Origin of the sequence: Hymenobacter roseosalivarius DSM 11622, assembly GCF_900176135.1 — a bacterium.
Classification (GTDB): domain Bacteria; phylum Bacteroidota; class Bacteroidia; order Cytophagales; family Hymenobacteraceae; genus Hymenobacter; species Hymenobacter roseosalivarius.
In genome coordinates this window covers 1-8924 of record NZ_FWWW01000056.1, presented here as the reverse complement: position 1 = coordinate 8924, position 8924 = coordinate 1, and the positions used below count along the sequence as shown (strand labels likewise).

General features: G+C 59.5%; 6 protein-coding genes. 5 read left to right on the top strand and 1 reads right to left on the bottom strand.

Annotation, left to right across the window (positions count from 1 at the left end):
* Window positions 1-311: 311 nt before the first annotated feature.
* The 4 genes from B9A24_RS07955 (at window position 312) to B9A24_RS07940 (ending at window position 4450) form a co-directional block, all read left to right on the top strand.
* Window positions 312-983, top strand: a complete 672-nt coding sequence (locus B9A24_RS07955) for a succinate dehydrogenase cytochrome b subunit (protein ID WP_084444649.1) — start codon at window positions 312-314, stop codon at window positions 981-983.
* An 18-nt stretch (window positions 984-1001) separates the two neighbouring features.
* Window positions 1002-2936 (top strand): fumarate reductase/succinate dehydrogenase flavoprotein subunit, encoded by a 1935-nt coding sequence (locus tag B9A24_RS07950; protein ID WP_084444648.1) that lies wholly within the window; start codon window positions 1002-1004, stop codon window positions 2934-2936.
* Between the two features lie 138 nt (window positions 2937-3074).
* The gene (locus B9A24_RS07945) at window positions 3075-3830 is read left to right on the top strand and encodes a succinate dehydrogenase/fumarate reductase iron-sulfur subunit (RefSeq protein WP_084444650.1); all 756 of its coding nucleotides are present in this window, start codon (window positions 3075-3077) and stop codon (window positions 3828-3830) included.
* Window positions 3831-3922: 92 nt separating this feature from the next.
* Complete coding sequence (locus B9A24_RS07940) at window positions 3923-4450, top strand: NADPH-dependent FMN reductase (RefSeq protein ID WP_084444647.1); 528 nt, start codon at window positions 3923-3925, stop codon at window positions 4448-4450.
* A 26-nt stretch (window positions 4451-4476) separates the two neighbouring features.
* Here the strand turns inward: B9A24_RS07940 and B9A24_RS07935 are convergent, their stop codons facing one another.
* Window positions 4477-5751, bottom strand: coding sequence for a voltage-gated chloride channel family protein (locus tag B9A24_RS07935; protein WP_084444646.1), 1275 nt, complete (start codon window positions 5749-5751; stop codon window positions 4477-4479).
* Between the two features lie 388 nt (window positions 5752-6139).
* Between B9A24_RS07935 and B9A24_RS07930 the strand changes: the two genes are divergently transcribed.
* Complete coding sequence (locus B9A24_RS07930) at window positions 6140-8677, top strand: TonB-dependent receptor (protein ID WP_143434830.1); 2538 nt, start codon at window positions 6140-6142, stop codon at window positions 8675-8677.
* The last annotated feature ends 247 nt before the right edge of the window (window positions 8678-8924 follow it).

Below are 8924 nucleotides of genomic sequence, written 5' to 3'. Positions count from 1 at the left end.
AGCCCTAGAGAAGCCAGCACGCTCAGCACCAGCACCAGCAAAAACCAACCAACGCGGCGGGGTAGCGGAAGCTTCATATTAAAGAGCAGTTAAAGTCAATTTTTTCAAGCAGAGAAGGTCAGCAAAAATGCATTGATAACCTAACAAACAACGCGCGCGGGGTGTTACATATTCGCTACGAGGCTCTAACGGCCCTGCTGCCAGATTGATTCACGTCTTTCCTAAACGGCGGATGTCGATTGTTTCGTACTTGGTCGGCCCTTACCTTTGGTCACATACAACCGACCTTTCCAAAATCACCAATAACTCCTATGAGTTGGATTACGAAGACGTTTACTAGCAGCATCGGCCGCAAGGTTATCGTGGCCATCACCGGCCTTTTTCTCTGCACTTTCCTAGTAGTTCACCTAGTGGGCAACCTCCAGTTGTTTAAAGATGACGGCGGAGCAGCCTTTAATATCTATTCTCATTTCATGGGCACTAACCCCGTGATCAGAACCTTGGAGTGGGTGCTGCTGCTTGGTTTTGGCTTTCATATTTATGAGTCGTACACGCTGGCCGTGCGCAACCGCGCCGCCCGCGCCGTGGGCTACGTGGATAGCCGCCCGTCGGAAAACAGCCCGTGGTATTCGCGTAGCATGGCGCTGCTCGGCACCCTTATTCTGATTTTCCTGCTGGTGCACATGTATAATTTCTTCTACCGTGCTCGGTTCGGCGATCTTGACCCGGATATTAACAACAATGACGACCTGTACACGCTGGTTTATACCTCCTTCAAGCAGTGGTGGTACGTGCTGCTATACGTAGCGGCGCAGGCAGCTTTGTGCTATCACCTCATTCATGGCTTTCGTAGCGGCTTCCAGACTTTAGGGTTAAATCACCGCAAGTACACGCCAATTATCCGCGTCATCGGTTATGTTTTCGCCATCGTCGTGTGTGCCGGCTTTGCCTCGATGCCACTCTACTTCTACTTTTTTAAATAGTCCTAACCTCGTATTACGATGAATCTGGATTCCAAAATTCCCGAAGGGCCTCTCACTGAGAAGTGGGAGCAGCACAAGTTCAACGTGAAGCTTGTGAACCCCGCCAACAAGCGGAAGTACGACGTGATTATCGTGGGAACGGGACTGGCCGGGGCGTCGGCCGCGGCGTCACTGGCCGAGTTGGGCTACAACGTGAAGGCGTTCACGTACCACGACTCGCCCCGGCGCGCGCACTCCATTGCGGCGCAGGGGGGCATTAATGCCGCCAAGAATTACCAGAACGACGGCGACTCCGTGTTCCGCCTGTTCTACGATACCATCAAGGGGGGCGACTACCGCTCCCGCGAGGCCAACGTGTACCGGCTGGCGCAGGTGTCCGTCAATATCATTGACCAGTGCGTAGCTCAGGGCGTGCCCTTTGCCCGCGAATACGGCGGGCTGCTGGCCAACCGCTCCTTCGGGGGCGCGCAGGTAAGCCGGACCTTCTACGCGCGGGGCCAGACCGGGCAGCAGCTGCTATTGGGGGCTTATTCGGCCCTGAGCCGGCAGATTGCCTACGGCAAAGTGAAGATGTATACCCGCTCCGAGATGCTGGACCTGGTGATGGTGGAAGGCAAGGCCCGCGGCATTGTGACCCGCAACCTGATTACGGGCGAGATTGAAACGCACGCGGCCCACGCCGTGGTGCTGGCCACGGGCGGCTACGGCAACGTATTCTACCTGAGCACCAACGCCAAGTACTGCAACGTAACGGCCCCCTGGCGGGCCCACAAGAAGGGCGCGTACTTCGCCAACCCCTGCTTCACTCAGATTCACCCCACCTGTATTCCCGTTTCCGGCGACTACCAGTCGAAGCTGACGCTGATGTCGGAGTCGCTGCGCAACGACGGGCGCGTGTGGGTGCCTAAGACCAAGGAAATGGCCGAGCGCCTGCGTGGGGGGCAAATCCGGGTGGCCGACATTCCTGAGGAGGAGCGCGACTACTTCCTGGAGCGCAAGTACCCATCCTTCGGCAACCTGGTGCCCCGCGACGTGGCTTCGCGCAACGCCAAGCAGGCATGCGACGAAGGGCGCGGCGTGGGCTCGACGGGCCTGGCCGTGTACCTCGACTTTGCCGACGCCATTCAGCGCGAAGGCGTGGACAAGGTGAGCCAAAAGTACGGCAACCTGTTCGCCATGTACGAGAAGATTACCGCCGAAAACCCCTACGAGCTGCCCATGCGCATCTACCCGGCCGTGCACTACACGATGGGCGGCCTGTGGGTCGATTACAACCTGATGACTTCGGTTCCCGGCTTGTACGCGACCGGGGAGTGCAACTTCTCCGACCACGGGGCCAACCGCCTAGGCGCATCGGCGCTCATGCAGGGGCTGGCCGACGGCTACTTCGTGATTCCCTACACCATCGGTGATTACCTGGCTAAGGAAGCCCCGGTGCCGGTCACGACCCAGCACGCGGCCTTCCAGGAAGCCGCCGCCGCCGTACACGAGCGGACCCAGAAGCTGCTCAGCATCAACGGCACCCGCACGCCGAACGAATTCCATAAGGCTCTGGGCCACATCATGTGGGACCACTGCGGCATGAGCCGCAACGCCGAGGGTCTGCAATTTGCCAAGCAGGAAATTCAGAAGCTGCGCCGCGAGTTCTGGTCGGATCTGAAGCTGACTGGCACCAACGAGGAGCTGAACCAGATGCTGGAAATCGCGGGCCGCGTGGCCGACTTCCTAGAGCTGGGCGAGCTGATGGTGGACGATGCGCTGAACCGCGAAGAAAGCTGCGGGGGGCATTTCCGGGAGGAATACCAGACGCCCGAAAACGAGGCCCTGCGCGACGACGAGAACTTCGCCTACGTGGCCGCCTGGGAGTGGATGGGCGATAATCAGCCCGAAACCCTACACAAGGAAGAGCTGCAATTCGAGAACGTCAAGCTCACCCAGCGCAGCTATAAGTAAGACCAGATGTGAGAGATAAGAAGCCAGAAGGGAGACATTTGTCAGATATCTTTCAGCTTCGTTCTTCATCTCAATTCTCACCTCTCAACTCTCAGTTCCATATATAAAATGGCCGGTAATAACCCCAATGCCAAACCGATGAATCTCACGCTCAAGGTGTGGCGGCAGCGCAACCGCAACAGCGAGGGCAAGATTGTAGAGTATCAGGTGAAAGACATTTCGCCCGAAATGTCCTTTCTGGAGATGCTGGACGTGCTCAACGAGGATTTACTCCACAAGGGCGATGAACCAGTGGCCTTCGACCACGACTGCCGTGAAGGCATCTGCGGCTCCTGCGACCTGTTTATTAATGGCCGGGCGCACGGCCCGGAGAAGGGCACTACTACGTGCCAGCTCCACATGCGCAAGTTCAGCGACGGCGACACGATTACCATTGAGCCTTGGCGCGCCAACGCTTTCCCCGTGAATCGTGACCTGAGCGTGGACCGCTCGGCTTTCGACCGTATCATTCAGGCGGGCGGCTACGTGAGCGTAAACACGGGCGGCGTACCCGACGGTAACGAGATTCCGATTCCGAAGAACATCGCGGACCAGGCATTTGAGGCGGCTACCTGCATCTCGTGCGGGGCCTGCGTGGCGGCCTGCAAAAATGCGTCGGCCATGCTGTTCGTATCGGCCAAGATTTCGCAGCTGGCCCTGTTGCCGCAGGGCCAAGTGGAGCGTAAAACCCGCGTCGAGAACATGGTAGCGCAGATGGATAAGGAGGGCTTCGGAGCCTGCACCAACATCGGGCAGTGTGCGGCGGAGTGTCCAGTGGGCATTTCACTCGAAAACATTGCGCTGATGAACCGCGAGTTTATCAATGCCAAAGCGACTTCCAACAACCTCGCGTAGCTTTTCACTGTTATACTGCCAGAGGGCGAAACGACTTCCGTTTCGCCCTCTTTTTTGCTCTGAACCGTCCGCTGTTTCCGCCTTTTTGCTCCATGATTACAATTATTATCGGAACCAACCGTCCGAGTGCCCGCACCCGGCGGGTAGCCACCTTATACGGGGAGCTGCTGCACGAGCAGGGTGTCGCCTACCAACTCCTGGACCTGGCCAATTTACCCCCCGATTTCACCGCCGTCGCCCTGTACACTAACGCCGGCCGCCACGACGGCTTCAATCAGCTCTGTGAGCTGGCCAATACGGCCGATAAGCTGGTGTTTGTGGTGCCCGAATACAACGGCTCCTTTCCGGGGGTGCTCAAGGCGTTTATCGACGGGCTGCCCTACCCTGGCGGCATCCGGGGCAAGAAGGCTGCGCTGGTCGGCCTCTCGACCGGGGTGCAGGGCGGCATTCTGGCTTTAAGCCACCTCACCGATATTCTGATGTATCTGGGCACGGCCGTGCTGCCTGCCCGTGTGCGTTTGCCCGCCATCGACAAGTTTTTGAGCGAGGATGGTGAGCTGACGAATCCGCTTTATAAGGAGCTGCTGCAAGATCAGGTCAGGCAGCTGCTGGCGTTTTAGTAAGTCGCGCAGCCAGGAGGTGAGGCTTACAAATCGCGGAGGCGCTTGCCCTGCTGCCGTGCCCAGAGGCCGTGCTTGGTCTGCCCGATAACCTGCCCCCCATAAATGCCCCCGTGCCCCGAAAACAGGTAGCTGACCACGCAGGCTAACCCCGCGTACAGGCCGCACTCGTGGCCGAACAGCTCCATAGCCATGAGCGTACACGCCAGGGGCGTGTTGGCTGCGCCGGCAAATACGGCCACGAAACCCATGCCGGCCAGCAAAGGCAGCGGAAGGGCCAACCCCGGCGCCAGGGCATTGCCCAGCGTCGCGCCGATGAAGAACAGGGGCGTGACTTCGCCGCCCTTGAAGCTGGCCCCCAGGGTGAGAGCCGTGAGCAGGAGCTTCACTAAAAAATCGTAGCCCGGCACGGGGACTCGAAGCGCCTCCTCAATCACGGGGACACCCAGGCCGATGTAGCGCGTGGTGCCCAGGGCCCACACGGCCAGCGCCACCAGCACCCCGCCCGCTACGGGCCGCAGGGGCGGCCAGGCAATCATTCTCTTAAAAAAGCTCCCCAGTACGTGCGTAAGGCCACTAAAGCTTCGGGCCGCCAGCCCAAAGACGATGCCTGCACCCGCAGCGCTGAGCAGTCCGAGCGGCGAAAGCGCGGGAACCGCCAGCAGTGGGTAGGCGGTGTGCCCCACGCCCCAGAGACGCGTAACATAATCAGCGAAAATGGCCCCCAGAAAGCTGGGCAGAATGGCATCGTAGCGCAGGCGGCCGATCAGAAATACCTCTAACCCAAAAACGGCACCCGCCAGCGGGGTTCCAAACACCGACGCGAAGCCGGCACTGACGCCCGTAATGAGCAGCAAGGTACGGTCGCGGGGGCGCAGGCGGAAAGGACCGCGGAGCTGGTCGGCCAGAGCGCCGCCCATTTGCACGGCCGTGCCCTCGCGGCCCGCCGAGCCGCCAAACAGGTGCGTGAGCAGCGTGCCCAGCAGCACCAGTGGCACCATACGCAGGGGCAGAGTGGCCTGGGGCGAATGAATCTCGTCGAGCAGCAGGTTGTTGCCGCCCTCCACGCTCCGCCCAAAATAATAGTAAAGAAGCCCCACCAAAAAGCCCCCCAGCGGCAACAGAGCAATAATCCAGCGGTGGGCTTCGCGCCAGTTCGTGACATAATCCAGCGCCACCAGAAAGCCCGCCGAGGCCGTGCCCGCCAGCCCGCCCACCACGGCGCAGATCAGCAGCCAACGACCCGCAAATAGCAGCAAGGGCGTGTACTCGGCGCGGAGGGCAGAAAAGTAGCGGTACATGAACAGGCGATGGCCGAGCGGGAGGTCGGGCGAAGATACATATCCGGCATTAAGCTACTGCGTGTTCGCGTTACCAAACGCTGAGCTTGCTGGGGGCCTTTTTGAGCTTCAGGCGCTTATTCTATAAATTTTAGCCCGCCCCTGAAATCAACAAGCAACTTCGCACTTGAATACTTGTCTGTACGGCAAATTAGATAGGTGTACATAGCGGCCAGGGGGCTTTTTTTGCTCCCTTACGCTCCTTTCAAGCTGCGCTGTAGTGCTTTTTACCTTATATCCTGGAAGTACTTTATACTAACTGCCCGGAATTTCCGGGTTTTGGTCCGCTTTGGCCTCCATTAGCCGAAACAATAAAAAAAGCGCCTTTTGCCGCTTCTACCTTTCCTTTATGAAACACGCATTACCGTTGTTGCTGGCCGGACTCGGCCTGTTCTCTCATACGTTTGCCCAAACGGTTCCGACTCCTACCCCAAGGCCGGCCCTGGTCACGCCCCCGGCTGCCCCGCGTGGCAGCGCCAGCCTCAGCGGCACCGTGACCGACGCCAAAACTGGCCAGCCAGTGGAGTACGCCACCGTCGCCCTGCTCGACCAGGCCACCGACAAAGCTGTGGATGGGGGCATCTGCGACGAGAAAGGCCGCTTCGCGTTCAGCAAATTGCCCCCCGGCACCTACAAAGTCAGCATCAGCTTTGTGGGCTACCAGACTAAGGTGCTCGATACCGTGCGCCTCACCGATACCAGCCTGAATCTGGGGGGCATTTCGCTCACGGCTACCACGCAGCAGCTGGGCGAGGTGAAGGTGACGGGCGAGCGGGACCTGGTAGAAAACAAGGTGGACCGCATCGTGTACAACGCCGACAAGGACATCACCAACAGCGGCGGCACGGCGGCCGACGTGCTCAAGAAAGTGCCGCTGCTAGCCGTCGACCTCGATGGCAACGTGGAGCTGCGCGGCTCCTCGAACGTGCGCGTGCTCATCAACAATAAGCCCAGCACCATCGTGGCCTCGTCGGTAGCCGATGCGCTGCGCCAGATTCCGGCCGACCAGATCAAGACCGTGGAGGTTATTACCTCGCCCTCGGCTAAGTATGATGCAGAGGGCACGGGGGGCATTATCAATATTATTCTGAAAAAAAACGACCTGGCCGGCGTGAATGGCTCAGTGAACGTGTCGGCCGGCACGCGCTCCAGCAACCTGAACACCAGCCTGAACGCGCGCAAAGGCAAAGTGGGCGTGAATGCCAATCTGGGCTCCTTTGGCTTTTATAACCGCGGTCGGGGAGAAACTTTCCGGCGCGACTTTGAGGGCACCACGACGATAGCCACGCTGACGCAGCTCAGCACGAATCGTACCCTCGGTGGGGGCATCTACGGTCAGGTGGGGGCCGACTATGACCTCACGCCCAAGGACGCTTTCAACCTCAGTGCCCGCGGCAACCTGTTTCGCTTCAGTTCCCCGCGTACGCTCCGCTCGGAGTACATCACCGGCGCTGGCCCAGACATTTACAGCCGGGATATTGAAATCAACAACCAGAACCGCAACCTCGACCTGAACTTCGGCTACACCAAAACCCTGGCCCGGCCCCGCCAGGAGTTCAGCGCCCTTGCCCTGTACAGCGTGAACAAGGGCCAGAACGAGTACGACCTCGACCAGTTCCGCCCCGAGCTGACTGGCCCGGATTACCGCGAGCAGAGCTTCAACGACAGCCGCAACCGCGAGGCCACCTTTCAGGCCGACCTTGTGCAGCCCCTGGACAGCACCAGCACCCTGGAGCTGGGGGCCAAAAGCATTCTGCGCCAGGTAAATACCAACTACCAGATTGAGGCCGACTTCGACGGGCAGCGCAACAGCGCGGCAGATTTCGTGCCCCTCCCCGACCGCACCAACCAGTTTCGCTACGACCAGGACGTGTATTCGGGCTATGCTACCTACGCCTTCAGCCTGCGCAAAGTGTACAGCTTCAAGCTCGGCAGCCGCCTGGAGCACACTCGCATAGGCGGCGACTTCTTCTCCAATGATACCGAAATCAGCCAGCGCTACACCAACTTCATTCCGAGCCTGGTCGCTTCCCGCGACTTCGGCAAAGACAAGAGTCAGAAGCTCAAGCTCAGCTACACCCGCCGCGTGCAGCGCCCCAACATCTACTTTCTGAACCCTTACCTGAACACCAGCGACCCGCGTGTGTTCTCCTCCGGCAATCCCAATCTGGATGCCGAGCTGACTGATTCCTACGAGCTGGGCTACAGCACCTTCATCAAAAAGAGTAACCTGAACTTCTCGCTCTACTCCCGCCGCACCAACAATGCCATCGAGAGCGTGTCGCGCCTGGTCCCGCTCAGCACCCTGATCGACACCGACGATGCGGAGGCGCAGGTGCTGTACAGCACCTTCCAGAACGTGGCCCGCAACGCCACCTACGGGGCAAGCGTGTTCGGCTCGACGAAGCTGACCGAGAAATGGACCCTGAACGGCAACGTAAACACTTACTACGTGATCCTCAAAAGCCCGAGCCTGAATATCAGCAATAGCGGCCTGATGTACAACGCCAACCTCTCTTCCTCCTGGCAGTTTAGCAAAGGCTACAGCGCGCAGTTTTCGGGGTTTCTCAACTCGCCACGGGTGCAGTTGCAGGGCCGCTCCTCGGCGTATCAGTATTACAGCCTGGCGGCTAAAAAGGAGCTGTTCAAGAAGAAAGGCAGCCTGAGTATTGGGCTGGACAACCCCTTCAACCGCGCCATCCGCTTCCGCAACGAGCTGGACGCGGCCCGCTTCAGCTCCCGCAGCGTCAACTACAACTACAACCGTGGCGTACGCGTGAGCTTCAACTATCAGTTTGGCAAAATGGACAGCGGTGCCGGCCGCCCCAAGAAGAGCATCCGCAACGACGACCAGAAGTCGGGCGGCGACGGGCAAGGCCAGCAGTAAGCAGCAGTTTTGGCAGCCTGGGGGACAAATTGCGTATCTTCTCACCCGCCGCCAGATCGGCGGCACATATAAAAAGCCCCCCAGCCGTGAAAACGCTACTCTCTCTCATTTTGCTGGTGGCCGGGCCGGTGCTCAGCGCGTGCAGCACAACCTCTTCGCCCGGTGCGCGCACCCTCAGCCCGGATAAGGAGCAGGCAGAACCAGCCCCAGGCCGCTCTGCCGCCGCCGATACCAGCGCACGGCCTTA